19 protein-coding genes, 3 tRNA genes and 1 pseudogene are annotated in these 19,882 nt (G+C 63.1%); 10 read left to right on the top strand and 13 right to left on the bottom strand.

Features of this window, described 5'->3' with window-relative positions; genetic code table 11:
• Positions 1–10: 10 nt before the first annotated feature.
• The 5 genes from B4394_RS09230 to gyrA form a co-directional block, all read right to left on the bottom strand.
• A tRNA-Ala gene (locus tag B4394_RS09230) sits at positions 11–81 on the bottom strand.
• Positions 82–146: 65 nt separating this feature from the next.
• Positions 147–217, bottom strand: a tRNA-Ala gene (locus B4394_RS09225).
• Between the two features lie 129 nt (positions 218–346).
• Positions 347–423, bottom strand: a tRNA-Ile gene (locus tag B4394_RS09220).
• A 48-nt stretch (positions 424–471) separates the two neighbouring features.
• On the bottom strand, positions 472–1,398 hold the full coding sequence (locus B4394_RS09215; protein ID WP_078314828.1) for a DUF3566 domain-containing protein: 927 nt from the start codon (positions 1,396–1,398) through the stop codon (positions 472–474).
• Between the two features lie 10 nt (positions 1,399–1,408).
• On the bottom strand, positions 1,409–3,922 hold the full coding sequence (gene gyrA / locus B4394_RS09210) for a DNA gyrase subunit A (protein WP_078314851.1): 2,514 nt from the start codon (positions 3,920–3,922) through the stop codon (positions 1,409–1,411).
• Between the two features lie 154 nt (positions 3,923–4,076).
• Between gyrA and B4394_RS09205 the strand changes: the two are divergent.
• Positions 4,077–5,041 (top strand): annotated as a pseudogene (locus B4394_RS09205) (SAM-dependent methyltransferase).
• A 7-nt stretch (positions 5,042–5,048) separates the two neighbouring features.
• Here B4394_RS09205 and B4394_RS09200 read toward each other — a convergent pair.
• Positions 5,049–5,621 (bottom strand): YdeI/OmpD-associated family protein, encoded by a 573-nt coding sequence (locus B4394_RS09200; protein WP_078314826.1) that lies wholly within the window; start codon positions 5,619–5,621, stop codon positions 5,049–5,051.
• 209 nt (positions 5,622–5,830) lie between these two features.
• On the opposite strand from B4394_RS09200, the gene B4394_RS09195 reads away from it, so the two are divergent.
• Both B4394_RS09195 and B4394_RS09190 read left to right on the top strand, forming a co-directional pair.
• Positions 5,831–6,667 carry an arylamine N-acetyltransferase family protein gene (locus tag B4394_RS09195; RefSeq protein WP_078314825.1) on the top strand — a complete coding sequence of 279 codons (837 nt, stop codon included), beginning with the start codon at positions 5,831–5,833 and terminating at the stop codon, positions 6,665–6,667.
• A gap of 77 nt (positions 6,668–6,744) precedes the next feature.
• Complete coding sequence (locus tag B4394_RS09190) at positions 6,745–7,380, top strand: methyltransferase family protein (RefSeq protein WP_078314824.1); 636 nt, start codon at positions 6,745–6,747, stop codon at positions 7,378–7,380.
• A 337-nt stretch (positions 7,381–7,717) separates the two neighbouring features.
• On the opposite strand, the gene gyrB is transcribed toward B4394_RS09190, so the two are convergent.
• The 7 genes from gyrB to B4394_RS09155 form a co-directional block, all read right to left on the bottom strand.
• A complete protein-coding gene (gene gyrB, locus B4394_RS09185) occupies positions 7,718–9,745 on the bottom strand; it encodes a DNA topoisomerase (ATP-hydrolyzing) subunit B (RefSeq protein ID WP_078314823.1) in 2,028 nt (675 codons plus the stop codon).
• Between the two features lie 213 nt (positions 9,746–9,958).
• Entirely contained in the window at positions 9,959–10,510 is a 552-nt protein-coding gene (locus B4394_RS09180) for a DUF721 family protein (RefSeq protein ID WP_078312436.1), read from the bottom strand.
• Complete coding sequence (gene recF, locus B4394_RS09175; protein ID WP_078314822.1) at positions 10,503–11,651, bottom strand: DNA replication/repair protein RecF; 1,149 nt, start codon at positions 11,649–11,651, stop codon at positions 10,503–10,505. The genes B4394_RS09180 and recF overlap by 8 nt, the downstream gene beginning before the upstream one ends.
• 18 nt (positions 11,652–11,669) lie before the next feature.
• Complete coding sequence (gene gnd / locus B4394_RS09170) at positions 11,670–12,563, bottom strand: phosphogluconate dehydrogenase (NAD(+)-dependent, decarboxylating) (protein WP_078312434.1); 894 nt, start codon at positions 12,561–12,563, stop codon at positions 11,670–11,672.
• Positions 12,564–12,612: 49 nt separating this feature from the next.
• Positions 12,613–13,812, bottom strand: coding sequence for a DNA polymerase III subunit beta (gene dnaN, locus B4394_RS09165; RefSeq protein WP_078314821.1), 1,200 nt, complete (start codon positions 13,810–13,812; stop codon positions 12,613–12,615).
• A 692-nt stretch (positions 13,813–14,504) separates the two neighbouring features.
• On the bottom strand, positions 14,505–15,980 hold the full coding sequence (gene dnaA / locus B4394_RS09160; RefSeq protein ID WP_078289696.1) for a chromosomal replication initiator protein DnaA: 1,476 nt from the start codon (positions 15,978–15,980) through the stop codon (positions 14,505–14,507).
• Positions 15,981–16,129: 149 nt separating this feature from the next.
• Positions 16,130–16,435, bottom strand: coding sequence for a hypothetical protein (locus B4394_RS09155; protein WP_286142007.1), 306 nt, complete (start codon positions 16,433–16,435; stop codon positions 16,130–16,132).
• Between B4394_RS09155 and B4394_RS25680 the strand changes: the two genes are divergently transcribed.
• From B4394_RS25680 to rsmG, 7 genes are read left to right on the top strand one after another with little or no spacing between them, the layout of a single operon-like run.
• Positions 16,334–16,540, top strand: coding sequence for a hypothetical protein (locus B4394_RS25680; protein WP_286142011.1), 207 nt, complete (start codon positions 16,334–16,336; stop codon positions 16,538–16,540). The two genes, B4394_RS09155 and B4394_RS25680, sit on opposite strands and share 102 nt — an antisense overlap.
• A 40-nt stretch (positions 16,541–16,580) precedes the next feature.
• A complete protein-coding gene (gene rpmH, locus B4394_RS09150) occupies positions 16,581–16,724 on the top strand; it encodes a 50S ribosomal protein L34 (protein WP_030097696.1) in 144 nt (47 codons plus the stop codon).
• 24 nt (positions 16,725–16,748) lie between these two features.
• The gene (gene rnpA / locus B4394_RS09145; protein WP_078314819.1) at positions 16,749–17,132 is read left to right on the top strand and encodes a ribonuclease P protein component; all 384 of its coding nucleotides are present in this window, start codon (positions 16,749–16,751) and stop codon (positions 17,130–17,132) included.
• Positions 17,129–17,413 (top strand): membrane protein insertion efficiency factor YidD, encoded by a 285-nt coding sequence (gene yidD, locus B4394_RS09140; protein ID WP_078289708.1) that lies wholly within the window; start codon positions 17,129–17,131, stop codon positions 17,411–17,413. Before rnpA ends, yidD begins: the two co-directional genes overlap by 4 nt.
• Positions 17,406–18,503: a membrane protein insertase YidC gene (gene yidC, locus B4394_RS09135; RefSeq protein WP_078314817.1), complete on the top strand. Its 1,098-nt coding sequence runs from the start codon at positions 17,406–17,408 to the stop codon at positions 18,501–18,503. The genes yidD and yidC overlap by 8 nt, the downstream gene beginning before the upstream one ends.
• Positions 18,504–18,544: 41 nt before the next feature.
• Complete coding sequence (locus B4394_RS09130) at positions 18,545–19,090, top strand: Jag family protein (protein ID WP_078312429.1); 546 nt, start codon at positions 18,545–18,547, stop codon at positions 19,088–19,090.
• Between the two features lie 49 nt (positions 19,091–19,139).
• Positions 19,140–19,853 (top strand): 16S rRNA (guanine(527)-N(7))-methyltransferase RsmG, encoded by a 714-nt coding sequence (gene rsmG, locus B4394_RS09125; protein WP_078312428.1) that lies wholly within the window; start codon positions 19,140–19,142, stop codon positions 19,851–19,853.
• Positions 19,854–19,882: the final 29 nt, after the last annotated feature.

Genomic DNA, 19,882 nt, shown 5'->3' with positions numbered 1-19,882 from the left:
GTTCGTTTTGTGGAGCCACGGGGAATCGAACCCCGATCTGAGCCTTGCAAAGGCCCCGTTCTACCGTTGAACTATGGCCCCGAGTGTTCTGTCATCCGACTACCGGATCACAGTCCGCAGGGATCTGACCTGCACTTCCTCCTCAACACCTCAAGATAAGTCTCGAACTCCTGACATCTACCTTGCAAAGGTAGCGCTCTACCAACTGAGCTAAGGCCCCTCACCTGCTGCTGTGTGCCACACTTCCATGTTGTTGCGCGCCACGGTGATGGCTGCCGCGTAGGCCACGCCGAGCAGTGCGAGCACCAGCAGCAGCACTCTCACGTGGTGGACCTCCCAACGAGTGTGGTGGGGCTAGGAGGACTCGAACCTCCGACCTCTTCGTTATCAGCGAAGCGCTCTAACCACCTGAGCTATAGCCCCTGAACCGAACGCAGAGATTACCGCACGGAAGGGGTGCATCCCAAACCGTTAGTCGCGATCGGCCAGTGTGACCTCAATACCGCCGACGAGATCGGTGGTCAGGTTGTAGATGAACGCACCGATAGTGGCGGCTGCGGTCATCAGGACGATGTTCACCAAACCAATGAGCAGTGCGGTGCCGAAGATGGTGCCGCTGGATACCAGCTCGCCGCCGCCGCTGTTGGTGATGAGCTCGCCGACGTTCTCGTTGAGCTTCGACCACACACCCATCGCACCCAGCACCAGATACAGCATCGCGACGGCGATCATCCAGACAAAGAAGAACACCACCGACAACACCAGTGACACCTTGAGAGTCGCCCACGGGTCGACACGGCGGATCTGCATGGCGGCGCGCAGCGGGCCGCGGCGGGAGGGACCAACCGTCACCGCTGAACCGCTTTGTGCCGCTTGACTTCCGCGCGGCGGGCGGGGAACCGGCCCGGACAGGTCGGGCAGGTCGTTGTTCTTGGGGGCGCGCACGGGCTCCTGTGCGCTCGACTCGCCCCACGGGGTGCCCGAACGCACCGGCTCGGGCCGTTCTGGTCTTTCGGGACGCTCCGGCACCTCGGCATACGGTTCGGGTTCCGGCTCAGGCTCGGGTTCCGGCCGTTCTGCCGGGGTGTTGAATCCGGCCGGGGCGGCGGTCCCGGAGATGAACCGGTTGAGCCGGGCATCCAGGCCCGCGGAGGGTCGGCTGGTGGGTCGCGGTGCCGACGTCGGTGCGGTCGGAGGTGCGGTGGCGTCGTCGATGATCGGAATGATCTCCGTCGGTGCGCCGCCGGGCCGCGGCTCCCTGTTGGGAATCCGCTGGGGACCGGTAGCGGCGGCGTGTGAGCCACGCCGCCGCTCCGCCCGCTGCCAGGGAGGCAAGTCCGCCTGCTCCACGGGGCGTTCGTTGGCGCCAGACTCCCCCGGATCGTTCGGTGAACTCACCTACAGCTCCTTACTCGCTTGCGCCGGCGATGTCGTCGTCGGAGTCGGCATCACCCTCATCGGCATTATGCGCGATTGCCAATAGGGTGTCGCCCTCGCCGAGGTTCATCAACCGCACGCCCTTGGTCTGACGACCGGCCTTACGCACCGACTTCGCCGTCGTGCGGATGACGCCGCCGCCCGAGGTGATGGCGTACAGCTCGGCGTCCTCGTCTACGACCAGCGCGCCCACGAGGCTGCCTCGCCGCGGGTCGTACTGAACCGTCAGCACGCCCTTGCCGCCGCGTCCCTGCACCGGGTACTCCTCGATCGCTGTCCGCTTGGAGTAGCCGCCGGCGGTCGCCACCAACAGGTAGGTGCCCTCTCTGACGACGTTGAGCGACAGCAGGTCGTCCTCGCCGTTGAAGCGCATGCCCTGTACCCCCGAGGTGGCGCGGCCCATGGGGCGCAGCGCGTCGTCGGTGGCGCTGAAGCGGATGGACTGGCCGTGTGCCGAGACCAACAGCAGGTCCTCCTCGGAGGAGCACAGCACCGCGCCCACGAGTTCGTCGCCGTCACGCAGGTTGACGGCCACCAGGCCGCCGCTGCGGTTGGAATCGAAATCGGTGAGCTTGGACTTCTTCACCAGGCCGTTCTTGGTCGCGAGCACGAGGTATGGCGCGTCCTCGTAGCTCTTGATCTGGATGACCTGCGCGATGCGCTCCTCCGGCTGGAAGGCCAGCAGGTTGGCGACGTGCTGACCGCGCGCGGTGCGGGCAGCCTCGGGCAGGTCGTACGCCTTGGCGCGGTAGACGCGGCCCTTGGTGGTGAAGAACAGGATCCAGTCATGCGTCGAGCACACGAAGAAGTGCTTGACGATGTCGTCCTGCTTCAGGCCCGCCCCCTGCACGCCCTTACCGCCGCGCTTCTGGCTGCGGTACAGGTCCGTCTTGGTGCGCTTGGCGTACCCGGTTTCGGTGATAGTGACGACGACGTCCTCGCGGGCGATGAGGTCCTCGTCGGCGACATCGCCGTCCGCGGCGATGATCCGGGTGCGACGGTCGTCGCCATAGCGCTCGACGAGTTCGCTCAGCTCGTCGCGAACGATGGCGCGCTGACGTTCCGGCTTGGCCAGAATGTCCTCAAGGTCAGCGATCTCGGCTTCGATCTTGGCGAGGTCCTCGACAATCCGCTGCCGCTCCAGGGCCGCCAGGCGGCGCAGCTGCATATCGAGAATGGCCTGCGCCTGGATCTCGTCGACATCCAGCAGCTCGATCAAGCCCTGTCGGGCAATGTCGACAGTCTGCGAAGCACGGATCAACGCAATCACTTCATCAAGGGCGTCAAGGGCTTTCACCAAACCGCGCAAGATGTGCGCACGCTCGTTTGCCTTACGCAACCGGTAGCGCGTACGCCGGATGACGACGTCCAACTGATGATTGACATAGTGCCGGATCAGTTGATCCAGACGCAGCGTGCGCGGCACACCGTCGACGATCGACAGCATGTTGGCGCCGAAGCTGGTCTGCAGCTGGGAGTGCTTGTAGAGGTTGTTCAGCACCACCTTGGCAACCGCATCGCGCTTGAGCACCACCACGATTCGCAGGCCAACGCGGTCGGAGCTCTGATCTTCGATGGCCGAGATACCGGCGATCTTGCCGTCGCGCACCTGCTCGGCGATCGAGGTGATGAAGTTGTCGTGGTTGACCTGATACGGCAACTCGGTGATCACCAAAGACGTTCTGCCCTTGGAATCTTCCTCGATCTCGGCCACGCCGCGCATACGGATGGACCCACGTCCGGTGGTGTACGCGTCGTGAATCCCTTGGGTGCCAACGATCAATCCGGACGTCGGAAAGTCAGGACCGGTGATCCTTTCGCAGACCGCCTTGAGGGTGGTCTCCTCGTCGGCCTCGTAGTTGTCCAGCGCCCAGTAGACCGCCTCGGCCAACTCACGCAGGTTGTGCGGTGGCATGTTCGTGGCCATACCGACGGCGATACCGCCCGAGCCGTTGGCCAGCAGGTTCGGGAACCGGCTGGGCAGCACGGTCGGCTCCATGACACGGCCGTCATAGTTGGGGCTGAAATCGACTGTCTCCTCGTCGATTTCACGCAGCATCTCCATGGCCAGCGGGGTGAGCCGGGCCTCGGTGTAACGCATGGCGGCCGCGGGGTCGTTACCCGGCGAGCCGAAGTTCCCTTGGCCGTCCACCAGTGGGTAGCGCAGCGACCAAGGCTGCGCCATGCGGACCAAGGTGTCGTAAATCGACGAGTCACCGTGCGGGTGGTAGTTACCCATGGTCTCGGCCACCGAGCGCGCCGACTTGGCGTGGCTGCGGTCGGGCCGGAACCCGGAGTCGTACATCGCGTAGAGAACTCGGCGGTGCACGGGCTTGAGGCCGTCTCGCACCTCGGGCAGAGCGCGGCCCACGATCACGCTCATGGCGTAATCGATGTAGCTGCGCTGCATCTCCTGCTGAATATCTACCGGTTCAATGCGGTCGACGGCGTCATCACCGCCGGGGGGCAGCGTTGTGTCGGTCATGTGCTCCTCGTTCATGCTGCGCCCGGAGAAGGCCGGGCAACCCCACCAGCCTAGTCACTTTGCCCGACGGTTTCTCGGATGCAGCCCCGTGCGTCGTTCTCAGCGGCTTTAGATGCCGATATCCCAAGTATCCGGTACTGTTTGTTACGCAGGCATGGGCCGCAACGGGGCGGCCAGAACCGAATGGAGCTGCCAGCCATGACCACTCTGACTTCCGATTTCACCGAGGAATCAACCGGGGAACGGCTACGCCGATGGGCCGACGAGTGGCGGCGCATGGCGGCCGTCGCCGTATCGAACGCCGACGGCCCCAAGACCGGAATGGTCTACGACATCGTCGGCCCGCAGAACTTGTTCGGCGAGGAATCGCTCTTCATCAACTTTGGCTATTGGCGCGATCACCCAACGACACTCGACGAGGCCAGTCGCGATCTCGCGCGCCTGGTTGCCTCCAGTGCCGGGTTCACCTCATCGGATGTGGTGGTCGATTGCGGTTGCGGGTATGGCGATCAAGATATTTTGTGGGCCAACGAGTTCAAGGTGAAGAAGATCACCGGGGTCAACATCGCCGAGGAGCAGATCGCCATCTCGACCAGGCGCGTCGCCGAGGCAGGTCTGTCCAAGACGGTCTCCTACGTCAAGGCCTCGGCCACCGATCTGCCGTTCCCCAACGAGTCCTGCACCAAAGTGGTCGCGCTGGAGTCGGCCTTTCACTTCCCCTCGCGTATCGACTTCTTCCGCGAGGCGCTGCGCGTGCTCAAACCCGGGGGCCGATTGGTGACAGCCGATATTGTTCCGCGGCGCACCGCCCTCACCGCGCTGGCACGCAATCAGGTAGCACGGAAAGGCTGGCAAGGCGCGCCCGCGGGTGCGGTGCCGTGGGCCGTCGACGTGCAGGGATACCGAGATCTACTGTTGGACACCGGGTTCGCCCGTGCTGAGACGTGGTCGATTGCCGACGATGTCTATCCACCGCTGTCCAAGTTCCTGGCCAAGCGACTGCGCCAGCCGGATATGAAGCACGTCAACCCGTTGTTGCGGGCACAGTTCAACTCGGTGGGGATGCGGCTCTTCTCGCTGCATTCGGACTACATCGTCTCCGTTGCGCACAAGGCGTGAAGGCGCGCTAGGTCAATGTTTTTCCCTCGGCCAGTAGCTCGACGTATTGGACGATTCGCCGGGTGCGGGTCTCCGGCTTCTTGATGGTGGCGAGCCGGAACAGGAACGGCCAACGTGCCGTTTTGGTCAGCGAGTCGAAGAACCGCTGCGCGTTGGGTTGAGCCCGCAGCGCCTGTGCGAAGTCGTCGGGGACCTCGATGGTGGCCTGCGAGCTGTAGGCGGCGTCCCAGCGGCCATCCGCCTTGGCAGCGTCCACTTCTCGTACGCCGGCTGGTCGGACGCGGCCTTCCTTGGTGAGACGTTCGATATGGCCGACGTTGATCTTCGACCAGGTGCTGCGGGCACGGCGCGGGGTGAACATACGCAAGGTGTACGTCTCGTCGAGCGATTTGGCTTGTCCGTCGATCCAGCCGAAGCAGAGCGCTTCTTCCAGGGCTTCCTTGTGGTTGACGCTGGGGATCCCGCTGGCCTTCTTGGCCATCTTGATCCACACGCCGGGGGAGTCCTCGTGGTTCTCTTCCAGCCAGGTTTCCCAGTCTTGTTGGGAGGCAAAGTAGATGGTGGGACGCTCGACGGCCATGCGGTCACTCTATGGGTGACCAGTGACATCGAACCCTCATGACCGAGCGGTTCCGCACGGCAACATGACAAACCCTCGCCCATCGGCGCTCTCGCGAGCAACGGATCGCGCTCGCACTGGCGCCGCGACCAGCACCGTTCCACCTTTCTGCCAGATATGGTCCGCGGCGCTTCAGCCATTCCACAGAGAACAAGTAGGTTGTCCACACCATGTGGAACGGAGACGAGCTCGAGCTCGACGAATACCTGGCCTTCATAGGCTTCTACGGCGCCCGGTCGCCGTCCTTGGACACCCTGCGCCGCCTGCAGCGCGGACATGTCCTGAACATCAAGTGGGAGAACCTGGATGCGGTGCTGCACAAGCACGTCGCGTTGGATATCCCGACGGTTCAAGCGAAGTTGTTGCGCAGCCCCCGCGGCGGCTACTGCTATGAGCACGTCGCGCTTTTCGCCGCCGTCCTCGAGCGCCTCGGTTTCGACTTCTTTGGCATTCAGGGCCGGGTGCAGATGGGCGCCACCACTATTCGGCCGTCGACCCACGGCATGCTCGTGGTCCAACTTGACGGACAACGATGGCTTTGTGATGTCGGGTTCGGTACCAGTCCACTTGCGCCCATACGTCTCGTCGACGAAGACGTCATCAGCGATGGGTCCTGGACGTACCAGCTGCGCCGCGGCGAGGTCACACCCGGCGCCGATGGTTGGATCCTGTCGGAGGCCGCCGGGGACGGGACGCAGCCTGGGTGGATGAGCCGGTACACCTTTGTGCTCCAACCTCAGTACCCGATCGACTATCGCGCGGCCAGCTACTTTGTCGCATCGAGTCCTCATTCACCCTTCAGCACAAGAGTTTTCGTACAACGCATAGCACCCGAACACGCATACATCCTGGACCACCGGGAGCTGCATACCATTCGGCCCGGCATCGGCAGAGACACTCGGCACCTGACACCCAACGGGGTACTGGTCGCTCTCCAAGAACTCTTCGGCATCGAATTGGACGCCGATAACTCGTCCCTGCTGTTGGAGAGGTTGTCCGCGCAGTAGCGTCGACATATGACTCAGGCCATTCCGTCGAAAAACGACTGCTGGTCAAGCTGCTCACCGCCAACATCGTCTCGACCGTGGTGCTGGGCGGGTTGATGCTGTTGGCCGCGGGGACGTGGAACTGGCCTCAGCTATGGACCCTGATGATCGAGATCACCGTCCTCAACATCGGCGTGCACCTGTGGCTGCTGAATGAGAACCCTGCGCTGCTGGCGGAGCGGCTTGGTTCACCTCGTCAGCCAGACCAAACGACCTGGGACAAGGTCTTCATGGTGTTTGCGATCGTGGGCATGCCGATCTGGTTCGCCGTACCGGGGTTCGACCATCGCTGGGGTTGGTCGGACGTTCCCCTATGGGTTGAGGTGATGGGCGCAGTACTCGTCGCCGTCTCGTTGTTGTCGATGATCCTCGTCTTCCGCGCCAACAGCTTTGCCGCACCCATCGTGAAAGTGCAGGCAGCACGCGGACACTCGATCGCCGACACCGGCCCCTACGCGTACGTGCGGCATCCGATGTACGCGGGGGCCATCCCGTTCCTCATCGGCATGTCGCTGCTGCTGGGATCCTGGTACGGGCTGATCGGATCAACTGTGACCATCATCGCGCTGGGGTTTCGAGCTGTGGGGGAGGAGCGGTTGCTCACCCGCGAACTCGACGGCTATCCCGAGTACGCGGCTCGCGTCCGCTACCGGCTGGTGCCCGGCTTCTGGTGATCTATCGGCGCCCCCGCGCCCCATCTGGATCTTGATCCGCGACAAGCCGATCAACTGCGCAACCGACAACCTGCACGGCGCTGCTCCACCCGCAAATTCGATGGAACCGAATCTGGCATACCGGCGTCTCAAGTACTTAGAGGTGGAATCTGGGCACTTCCAAGCTCCTCCCACCCGTTCTTCGGCCCTCCATCGAATCGACGAGCCTCTGCACCTTGCCGATGTACGCCGCTAGATCTTGGACGCCCCCGCCAAACCAGCCAGCTTCTCGGTGTCGACGCTGAACTTTAAGATCAAATTGAATCCGCAACTATCTCGCCGGTTCGGCTGGCGACCACTACACGTCGAGGAAGCGCACGTCCCTGGCGTTTCGGGTGATGAAGCTGCGCCGCGCCTCGACGTCCTCGCCCATCAGAATCGAGAACAGCTCGTCGGCGGCGGCGGCGTCATCGAGGGTCACCTGACGCAGCACGCGCACGGACGGATCCATGGTGGTCTCCCACAATTCCTTGGCATCCATCTCGCCCAGACCCTTGTATCGCTGGATGCCGTCGTCCTTGTTGATCTTCTTGCCGGCCTTGAGCCCGGCTTCCATCAGCCCATCGCGCTCGCGATCCGAGTACGCGAACTCGGGCAGGGAGCGCTGCCACTTGAGCTTGTACAGCGGCGGCTGCGCCAGGAAGATGTGGCCGTGCTCGACCAGCGGGCGCATAAACCGGAACAGCAGCGTCAGCAGCAGCGTCGAAATGTGTTGGCCGTCAACATCGGCGTCGGCCATCAGCACGATCTTGTGATACCGGAGCTTCGCGAGATCGAACTCGTCGTGAATACCGGTGCCCAGCGCCGTGATAATCGCCTGAACTTCCGTGTTCTTCAAAACCCGGTCGATACGGGCCTTTTCGACGTTGATGATCTTGCCGCGCAGCGGCAGAATCGCCTGGAACATCGAGTCGCGGCCGCTCTTGGCCGAACCACCGGCCGAGTCACCCTCCACCACATACAGTTCGGACTTAGACGGATCGGTGGAGCGGCAGTCGGCCAGCTTGCCGGGCAGCCCGCCGATATCGGTGGCGCTCTTCCGGCGGACCAGCTCGCGTGCCTTGCGCGCCGCAATGCGCGCCTGCGCCGACGAAACCGCCTTATTCACAACAGTTTTCGCGTCGGCGGGGTTCGAGTCGAACCAGTGCTGCAGCTGCTCGTTACACACCTTCTGCACAAACGACTTGACCTCGGTGTTACCCAGTTTGGTCTTGGTCTGGCCCTCGAACTGCGGCTCGCCCACCTTCACCGAGATGACCGCGGCCAAGCCCTCACGAATGTCATCGCCGGTGAGGTTGGTGTCCTTCTCCTTGAGGAGCTTCTTCTCCTTGGCGTACTTGTTGACCACCGTCGTGAGCGCCGCGCGGAATCCTTCCTCGTGCGTACCGCCCTCGTGGGTGTTGATGGTGTTGGCGAAGGTGTGCACCGATTCGGAGTAGCCGGCGTTCCACTGCATCGCGATCTCCACCTCATGGCCCTCGCCCTTGCCGGAGAAGTCGACGATGGTGGAGTGGATAGCTGATTTGGTGCGGTTGATGTGCTTGACGAAGTCGACCAGGCCGTCGGGGTAGTGGAAGACGCGGTTCTTAACCTTATGCGGCGCAGCTGATTCCGCAGCCTGCTCTTCTGCTGTCTTGGGTGCCTCAGCGGTATCGCTGACCACTTCGTCCGTCACATCCGCGTTGCTCACTCGCTCGTCGGTGAGCTTGATGGTCAGGCCCTTGTTGAGGAAGGCCTGCTCTTGCAAACGCCTGGCGACCGTCTCGAAGTCGTAGGTAGTGGTCTCGAAGATGTTCGGATCCGCCCAGAATCGGACCGTGGTGCCCGTCTTCTTGGTGGCGGCGCCCTGCTGCAGCGTTCCCGGCACCGACGCGGTGTACACCTGCTGCCACTCGTGCCCGTCGCGCAGGATCTCCAACTCGACCTTTGTCGAGAGCGCGTTCACCACGGAGATACCCACACCGTGCAGACCGCCGGACACTGCGTAGGAGTCCGAGTCGAACTTGCCTCCGGCGTGCAGCTGCGTCATAACGACGTCAACAGTCGGGATTCCGGAGGCATGCATGGCCACCGGGATACCGCGGCCGTCGTCCTTGACCTGGATACCGCCGTCCTCAAGCATCGTCACCTCGACGGTGGTGGCATACCCGGCCATTGCCTCATCGACGGAGTTATCGACAACTTCCCAGATCAGATGGTGCAAACCGCGCTCACCGGTGGACCCGATGTACATGCCCGGGCGTTTCCGGACCGCTTCGAGCCCCTCTAGGATGGTGATCGAGTCGGCACTGTATTCGCTCTTGGCACTCTTCTTCGGCGCAGCCACGATCGACTTTGTCTCCTGTCTGGAAGTAACGACTCTCGCGGGCCATAGACCCAGCGATCCGTGTTAGCACCATCCTACTGGTCTGTATCGACGGCACCTAGTTTCAGGGCATGTTTCATCCCCTCTATTTACGCCGTCCGTCGCATATCTCGGATTGACCCGTGTCAGGACGCTCTGGACGCCGGTTCCATCGCGCGACGCGGCGATGAGCCCTCAGCCGTAGGTGTCGCGCGGACCGCGTCCGGCGATATGCCGGGGGCCCTTGCGCCAGGACGGCGCGGTCGGTCCGGAGATCTTCAAACTGGTCACCACACCGTCTCCGACGGCCGCCGCGATCTTCGCCAGCAGCTGTGCCTGCACCAGCCGCAGCTGTGTCGCCCACGCCGTGGACTCCGCAGCCACCGTCAGCACACCCTCGTTCAAGGCGGTCGGTGTCGCGTGTGCGGCGATCTGCTCACCGACGACGGCGTCCCACCGTCCAAACACGGCGCCCTCGGACACCCGCGAGGACCATCCGCGCCGGTTCGCCAAATCTCCTGCGGCCCTTCCCAACAGTTGTGGGTCTCGGGCATCGGGACCGGGGCCCGACCAGGTGCGTCGCCCTCCAGCCACCGTGCGGCGCTGCTGGGGAGATCTACCGCCTCTGCCGACGTCTTTGCCCTGCTGCTTAGCCGCACCGCGGGCTTCTTCAAGCACCCGGCGCACCAAATCCATCCCGGTCACCCCGGCCAAATGCTCCGGCGGCCAGGCCTCTTCCTCACTCATACGCCACCGACTTTCGTCCCGAGGAATCTTCCTGCACACCGACGGTAACGGTGCGTGCCGACAATTCCTCGGGAACATCGTCGGGAACTGCCGCCGTCACCAGAACCTGCTCCGCATCGGCGGCCACGGTGGCCAAAGACCGACGCCGGGCGCCATCCAATTCCGCGAATACATCGTCGAGCATCAGGAGCGGATCGGTGCCGTCGGAGCGGAGCAGGTCAAAGGCCGCCAAGCGCAAGGCCAACGCGAACGACCACGATTCCCCGTGACTGGCGAACCCCTTGGCCGGTCCGTCCCCCAGCCGCAGTTCCAGGTCATCGCGATGCGGTCCCACCAGGCAGACGCCTCGCTCGATCTCCGCCGACCGTTTGGCCACCAACCCCGCGTGCAACGCGTCCGCGAGATGCTGCACCGACAGCTCCCCCTCGACGCCCGCCACGCTGCTGCGGTACGCAATATCCGCGGGCCGCGACGCCGGCGCCAGCAGTTGATACGACTTCTCCACCAGCGGCCGCAACTCACCCACCAATTCGATACGGGCAGAAAGTAATTCGGCGCCATGGGCCACGAGATGCCCGTCCCACACGTCGAGGGTGTCCAGCACGCTTTGATCGTTGCGTTGCCGTAGGGCTGCCCCAGCGGTCTTGAGCAGCGCGGTGCGCTGCCGGAGCACCTTGTCGTAGTCGGCACGCACACCCGCCATTCGGGGCCGGCGCTGAATCAACAGATCATCGAGGAAGCGCCGCCGATCGGAAGGGTCGCCGCGCACCAGGGACAGGTCTTCGGGTGCGAACAACACCGCGTGCAGGATCCCGACGATCTCCCGGGGACTGCGAACAGGAGATCGGTTGATCCGGGCCTTGTTGGCCCGACCCGCGGCAATTTCCAGGTCGACAGCCAGCTCTCGACCCTCGTTCACGACGATGGTCGATACGACCGCGCGCTCGGCACCGTTGCGGACTAGGGGTGCATCGGTAGCTACCCGGTGAGACCCCAGAGTGGATGAATACCACAGGGCCTCAACGAGATTCGTTTTGCCGTAGCCGTTGGGTCCCACGAACACCGTGCGCCCGGGCTCGAGCTCCAGGTCGACTCGCTCCCACGACCGGAAATCCCGCAATCCCAGCTGTCGTACGTACACCTAGTCCACGCGCCTGCCTTAGCCGGAGAGACCGACGCGCTTGACCGCGTGGCCACCGAACTGGTTGCGCAGTGCCGAAACCGCCTTCATCGCGGGCGAATCCTCTTGCCGCGAGGCGAATCGCGCGAACAAAGATGCTGCGATAACCGGAACCGGAACCCGGTGGTTGATGGCCTCTTCCACCGTCCAGCGGCCCTCGCCGGAATCCTCGGTGTATCCCGAAATCGCGTCGAAGCCGGGGTCTTCCTTCAACGCCTTGGCCAACAAATCCAGCAGCCAGGATCGCACCACAGTGCCCTTGGTCCAGGCCTGCAGCACGGCCTGCACATCGGTGATCAGCGGCTCGGCGGCCAGCAGCTCGTATCCCTCGGCGTAGGCATGCATGAGCCCGTACTCGATGCCGTTGTGGATCATCTTCGCGTAATGGCCCGCACCCACCGGTCCGGCATGCACGAAACCGTCCGCACGGTCGCCCTCCGGCCGCAACGTGTCGAAGATCGGCATCGCACGCGCGACGTCGGCGTCACTGCCTCCGACCATCAATCCGTAACCATTGTCCTTACCCCACACTCCGCCGGAGACACCCGCGTCGATATATCCAATTCCCTTGGCGGCCAACAAATCTGCGTTGGGCTTATCCTCGGTGAACCGTGAATTACCGCCGTCGATGACGAGGTCGCCTTCCGACAACTCGTCAGCGAGCTCGGCGATCGTCTGCTGAGTGACGGGCCCGGACGGCACCATCACCCACACAACACGAGGCGCCTCGAGTGCCTCCGCCAACGCTTTGAGCGAGGGCACATCGGTGACCTCCGGTCGGGGGTCGTACCCGATGACCTCATGCTCGCCGGCCCGCAGCCGATCGCGCATGTTGAAACCCATCTTGCCCAGCCCAACCAAACCTAGCTGCATGACCCATAACCTCCGATGACCAGTACGTATGCCGTTTGGGGCGCAAGCCCTAGCCGGGCAGGCGCACCGGCATCAATAGATACACATAGTCAGTTTGCGCTGCCGTGAACGGCCCGGTGCCTTCTGGGGAGCTTTGATCGTCTTCCGCAGGACGCAGCACCGCCGGGCGGCTGGGTGTGGTGAAACCGAAAGTCACCCGGCTCGAGTGCAGCGACCCCAGCCCGTCGGTCAGGTAGGTCGGGTTGAAGGCGATGGTCAGCGGTTCACCAACGAACTCAACATCCAGCTCTTCCTCGGCGCGACCCACATCGTCAGCGCCCGCCGACAGACGCAGCAGCCCTGGCTCAAATTCCAGCCGGATCTGCGCTCCACGATCAGCAACCAGCGCAACACGTTTGATGGCTTCGACCAACTCAGCGATGGCAATCGTCGCCAAGGCGGTGTGCTCGGTCGGCAACAACTGGCGGAACTTGGGGAATTCGGCGTCAAGGAGGCGGGTGGTGCTGCGCTTGCCGTTGCTGACAATTCCGAGCAGGCCCTCGGATCCGATGGCCGAACCGGCTCCTAGCGCAAGCTGCACATCTGACCCGCTCGATGCCGACTTTGCCGCTTCGGACAACGTCTTGGCCGGTACCAGCACGGCGGCGTTGATCTCACCTACGCCCGAGGTCCACTTCAGCTCGCGAACCGCCAAGCGGAATCGGTCGGTTGCCGCCAAAACCACTGTGTCGCCATTGATTTCAACACGAATACCGGTAAGCATCGGAAGGGTGTCGTCCTTGCCCGCGGCGACCGCGACCTGACCGATCGCCTCCGAGAACACGTCCGCACCCAGCGCACCTGTCTCCTCCGGCAGCGAAGGCAGTGCCGGGTAATCCTCGACCGGCATGCTCGGCAGCGAGAACTTCGCGCTTCCGCAGCTGATCAGCAGCCGCGTGCCCTCCAGGGCTACATCGACCGGCTTGTTGGGCAGTGATCGCGTGATATCCGAGAGCAGTCGGCCCGATACGAGCGCGCTACCGGAGGCTGCGACCTCGGCCGGCACCTGTACCTGTGAGGAAACTTCGTAATCGAAGCCCGACAACCTCAAACCGCCGTCATGCGCGGTCAGCAGCACACCCGCCAGCACCGGAACCGTCGGCCGGGAGGGCAGACTCCGCGCGACCCACGCCACCGAATCGGCGAAGTCATCACGCGCGACCCTGAACTTCAGGCTGGTGTCTGCGGCAGTGGGGCTCGCAAGATCCATGAATACCCTTCGCTTCCTCGTCGTCCAGGTCGGACTGTCTTCACACAAAAATCCCTGATAGCCATCGTGGCACGTCCGGGTGACAGTGTTGACAGCGCATCGGCGGCCGTCCGGCATGGGCCGGGGCACCGTGCACAAGTCCTGTCACTCGGAGTGGGAAGCCGACTGGCCACGCGGCTTCCGAAGCACAACCGTAGATGCTTTCGACGCATCGGGAAAGCGGATCGGTCTCTCGAAAGATCCCTTTCGTCCATCGCTCGGTTACCGGCTCGACCAACCATGTTGACGCGTCCATCCACACAGCTGCTTTTAAAGAGGAAGATTAGATAGAGATTTAAGCAGTATTAGTAGGTGCTGTGGAATCTGTGGACAGACAAGTGTTGTCGCACGACAGAGGCCTTGCCGGGGTGTCAGGGGGATTGTGGATTCAGACGCGGTTCTCAGCCGGCGGGTGTGGACCAGATGTCGTTCGTTCAGCAACTCCCAATCGATTCCAGGTTTGCCCCACAGCAGTCCACAGTCCTGTGCACAACCTTCACTGGTGTGGATGTGACGTGTGAGCCACACGAGGTGACAAAAAATCGTCGAGAAAAATGTTGAAAAGTCTTGAAATACGCGCGTGTTGAGGGCCGGAATGGGTGCGGCGCGACAAAAAACCCGGCCACGCGGGCCGGGTTAGGTGAGCAACTGGGTCAGTGGCGGGACCGCTGACGGATTCGCGCGGTGAGCTCCTTGACGTGATCGAAAACCTCACGCCGCTGAGCCATTTCGCCGCGTACCTTCTTGTCGGCGTACATGACGGTGGTGTGGTCGCGCCCGAACGTCTGGCCGATCTTGGGCAGCGACAGGTCGGTGAGCTCGCGACACAGGTACATGGCGATCTGGCGTGCCTGTGCCAGCGCCCGCGTCTTACCGGGCCCACGAAGCTCTTCCAGGGTGGTATCGAAGTACTCGGCCGTGACGGCCATGATCGTGGCCGCGCTGATCTGGATGGCGTTGGAGTCCGGGATGAGGTCGCGCAGCACGATCTCGGCCAACGACAACTCGATGGGGGACTTGTTCAGCGATGCGAACGCCGTCACCCGGATCAGGGCGCCTTCAAGCTCACGGATATTGCGCTCGATCCGGCTCGCGATGAGCTCGAGCACGTCGTCGGGGACGTCGAGCCGATCCATTTGCGCCTTCTTGCGCAGGATCGCGATCCGAGTTTCCAGTTCGGGGGGCTGGACATCGGTGATGAGACCCCATTCGAAGCGGGTGCGCAGCCGGTCCTCGAGGGTGGCCAGGCCCTTCGGCGGCCGGTCCGAGGAGATGACAATCTGCTTGTTGGCGTTGTGCAAGGTGTTGAAGGTGTGGAAGAACTCTTCCTGGATACCTTCCTTGCCCTCGATGAACTGGATGTCGTCGACCAGGAGAACATCGATGTCGCGGTAGCTGCGTTTGAACGCGACCCGACGGTCATCGCGCAAAGAATTGATGAAGTCGTTGGTGAACTCTTCGGTGGACACGTACTTGACACGCATACCGGGGAACAGGCGCTGGGCGTAGTTGCCCGCGGCATGGAGCAGATGCGTCTTGCCCAACCCGGATTCGCCCCAGATGAACAACGGGTTGTAGGCCCGAGCGGGGGCTTCGGAAACGGCGACGGCGGCGGCGTGGGAGAACCGGTTGGACGCGCCGATGACGAAAGATTCGAAGGTGTAGCGCGAATTGAGGCTCGTGTCCGGGGTTTCTGCCTTGTCGGCTCCGCCAGGACGGTTGATGAAGTACGACGGCCACGATTCGTGTGCGCTAGCAAGCGCCTCGGTGGTCTCGTCAACCTCGTCGAGCTCGAGTTCTGGAGCTGCTCCGGCGACCTCTGGATCTTCGCCAGGAGCTGGCGCCGCGATCCGGACACCCAGTTCGACGTTCTCGCCGAGCCTCCGGGAAAGAGCCTCCACAATGGGTCCGCGCAGGTGTCGTTCGATCTCGTTTTGCACGAAGCTGGACGGCACGGAAAGCAGCGCGAAGCCCTCGGCCATCGTGAGTGGTTTGACCAGAGTGAGCCAGGCGCGCTGCTGCGGCGTCAACGGCGGAAAACTGGACAGATATTGATTGTCGTCACCGTTGAGCTCTGCGACGACGGTATTCCATACCGCCGTGAACTGGGAATTCAGTTCATCAGTCAACGGCGAGCATCTCTCTTACTGGAGGGGACACGTCGACATTAGCCCCTTTTCAATGATCGGTCGTGGCTTTCCACACGGTTATCCACACCTGTGGACAACAAAGCAGACCACCATGATGGTGATCAGTGTGCGCATACCAGGAGATCACGTCAGATCACCTGTTCCGGGGGACCGGCTAGTCGGTGTCCGACCGCGATCGGCATCGGCCCGTGTGGGTGGTTCCGATGTGTTCGCCCGGTGGAAACGGCATTCGCAGAAGCTAACAGTTTTTGTTCCGCGCTGCCAACCGATCCAGAGACATCGGTGACAACTTTCGTAAAGGTGACAGACTCCTGTGCAGAGGGGATACGCGTGTGACGACTGTGATCAGTTTGACCGGCGACGAGCAGGTCAGTACCCTCAAACAGTCGCCCGAACGTTGGCGGCTCGGCCGCGAACCGCACGTCATCAGGGATGAAACCCGAGATTCCGTAGGCACCGCGCCGGTGGCGAGTGAGAAGTACCAACGGACTGATGCGTCTCAGCACATCGCGTGCGTCGTGAACGAGCGGCGTGAGTGATGTCAGTTGAGGGCGTGACGGACATGAAGGAGTAGTAGCGGTGGCAAAGGGCAAGCGGACCTTCCAGCCAAACAATCGGCGTCGTGCGCGCACCCACGGTTTTCGGTTGCGCATGCGCACCCGCGCCGGCCGCGCGATCATTGCGGTCCGGCGTCGTAAGGGCCGCAAGGAACTGACCGCCTGAGTTTCGGGCGCGGGTAGGTAGTCGGTGTTACCGACTCGACACCGGATGACTAAATCATCCGAATTCCGGCAGACCGTCAAGCGTGGAGTGCGAAGTGCCCACGCGGATTTGGTGATTCACCTGCAGCGTGGGTGCGTGGGCTCTATACCCGGGCAGGCTGAGGGTCCCAAGATCGGTCTGATCGTCGGAAAGTCGGTCGGTGGAGCAGTGGTACGCCACCGGGTGTCCCGCCGGCTTCGGCATGTCGCCGCAGAAGTGTTGCCCGGACTTGAACCGGTTGATCGCATGGTCATCAGGGCACTGCCCAGCAGCGGCACCGCACTGTCGGCCAGTCTGCGTCAGCAATTGCGGGACGGAATCGATCGATCGGTACGACGGCAGGAACCAACGCCAGAACGGCAGCGATGAGGAGCCGTCCGGCGCGGGCCGTGATCTTTCTGATCCGCCTGTACCAGACCTGGATCTCGCCGATGCGGTTGCCGAGTTGTCGATTTATGCCGACCTGTAGTCAGTACGCGGTCGAGGCACTGAGTGTGCACGGACTGGTCCGCGGCGGTTGGTTGGCGACAATCCGCTTACTGAAGTGTGGGCCGTGGCATCACGGTGGGTGGGATCCGATCCCTGAACGCCATACCAAGCACGGGGACGTAGAGCACGCGAGCGTGCGGAGGAGTACAGCGGATGTTTGATTGGTTCAGTCTCGGGTTCATCTATTACCCGGTCTCGGCGATCATGTGGGTTTGGTACAAGCTGTTCGCGTACCTGTTGGGTCCGAAGAACTTCTTCGCGTGGGCGCTGTCGGTGATGTTCCTCGTGTTCACCCTGCGCGCGATTCTGTACAAGCCGTTTGTGCGGCAGATCCGGACCACGCGGCAGATGCAAGAGCTTCAGCCACAAATCAAGGCGCTGCAGAAGAAGTACAAGAACGACCGCCAGCGCATGGCGCTGGAGATGCAGAAGCTGCAGCGCGATCACGGCTTCAACCCGATCCTGGGATGCCTGCCCATGCTGGCGCAGATTCCGGTCTTCTTGGGCCTCTTCCATGTGCTGCGCTCGTTCAACCGAACTACCGGTGGCTTCGGCCAGGTGCATATGTCGGTGGAGGCGAACCGCGCCACCGGTAACTACATTTTCAGCGCGGGCGATGTAGCCAACTTCCTGGACGCCAACCTGTTCGGGGCGCCGCTGGGCGCGACCATGATTCAGACGACAGGTCTGGACGCCTTCACCGAATTCAATAGGTGGGCCGTCGCGGGCGTCGCGGTGCCATTGATGATCCTCGCGGGTGTTGCGACCTACTTCAACAGCCGGGCATCGATCGCGCGTCAGAGCCCTGAGGCCCAAGCCAACCCGCAGACCCAAATCATGAACCGGTTGGCGCTGTACGTCTTCCCGCTGGGCGTGGTGGTCGGCGGACCTTTCCTGCCGCTGGCGATCATCCTGTACTGGGTGGCGAACAACATCTGGACGTTCGGGCAGCAGCACTATGTCTTCAACAACATCGCCAAAGAAGAAGAAGAGAAGAAGCAGGCGGATCTGGAGCGGCGGGCGGCCAACGCCCCGAAGCCGGGTGCCAAGCCAACACGCGGCAGCAAGAACCAGGCGACCAAACAAGCAGACGAGTCCGACAACAACGCAGATGGCGTCGAGGTTGCGGAGTCCGATGGTGCGGACGAGGACACCGGGGGACAGGCTTCCCCGAACTCCACAAATGGATCAGGCACGACGAGCCGCACCCCGAAGCCGGGTGCTCGGCCCGACCGTCGCCGCAAGCGCTAACCGCCCGCGATTCTGCACGGGCGTGACAAAGGAGAAGAACGATGACTGATCTGGACACGCAGGCCGAGGAGACCACCGCCGAGGTCGACGCCGCACCCGAGGGTGAGACACGTACCGGAGATCTCGAAGAACGTCTGGTTGCCGAGGGCGAGATCGCCGGCGATTACCTCGAGGAGCTCCTGGACCTCCTCGACTTCGATGGTGACATCGATCTGGATGTGGAAGGCGATCGCGCGATCGTCAGCATCGATGGTGGCGGCGATCTGACGAAGCTCGTGGGCCGCAAGGGCGAGGTGCTCGACGCGCTCCAGGAGCTGACCCGCCTGGCCGTGCAGCAGAAGTCCGGTGAGCGCAGTCGCCTCATGCTCGACATCGCGAACTGGCGCGGTCGGCGCCGCGACGAGCTCGCGGCACTGGGCACCAAGATCGCTCAGCAGGTGCTGGAGTCCGGTGAGCGTGAGGAGCTGGCGCCGATGACCCCGTTCGAGCGCAAGATCGTGCACGACGCTGTGGCGGCTGTCGATGGCGTGCACAGCGAGAGCGAAGGCGTCGAGCCGTCGCGCCGCGTTGTCGTCCTGCACGACTGACCGCCACCAAATCTCATCCATGTAATTCTGCGGCCGCGCTCCGGGAGGAATGTTTCACGTGAAACACGGCGAGACCCTCCCGGTGCCGGAGGCCGCAGCCGAGGTATTCGGTGAGCGACTTCCGGTCGCCATCGAGTACGTCGACGCGCTCGCCACGATTGGTGTGGAGCGGGGTCTGATTGGGCCCCGCGAGGCCGACCGATTGTGGGAGCGCCACATTCTCAATAGCGCGGTCCTGGGCGAGCTGCTCGACCCCGCGGAGCGAGTGATCGATGTCGGCAGCGGCGCCGGACTGCCGGGCATTCCGTTGGGTATCGCACGCCCCGATGTAGATATCGTTCTCGTCGAGCCGATGCTGCGCCGCACGGACTTCCTTCGTGAAATGATCGAGAGACTGGGGCTGACCAACGTATCGGTGATGCGTGGTCGGGCTGAGGAGCCGAGTGTCGTGGCGGCGGTTGGCGGGGCGGACGCGGTCACCTCTCGGGCGGTCGCGGCACTCGACAAGATCGGCCGCTGGTCCCTCCCCTTGACGCGGGTCGGCGGACGCATGCTGGCGATCAAAGGTGATCGCGCCGATGAAGAAGTGCAGCAGTTCGGTAGTGCGCTGAGCCTGCTCGGTGCCGACGATGTGAGGGTGGTGCAATGTGGCACGCGGTACCTCGATCCGCCCACCACGGTGGTGGTCGCGCGGCGGAAAGAATGCGGCGGAGACCGTCGGCGGGGGAGCTCCCGCGGCGGGATGCGAAAGCGGAGCCGATGAGCATCCGATCAAGGAGACGACAGTGAGTA

The sequence above is a fragment of the Mycobacterium sp. D16Q16 genome, from assembly GCF_002013745.1.
Classification (GTDB): Bacteria; Actinomycetota; Actinomycetes; order Mycobacteriales; family Mycobacteriaceae; genus Mycobacterium.
The sequence above is the reverse complement of the archived record's forward strand: the minus strand, read 5'-3'. Positions and strand labels throughout refer to the sequence as shown.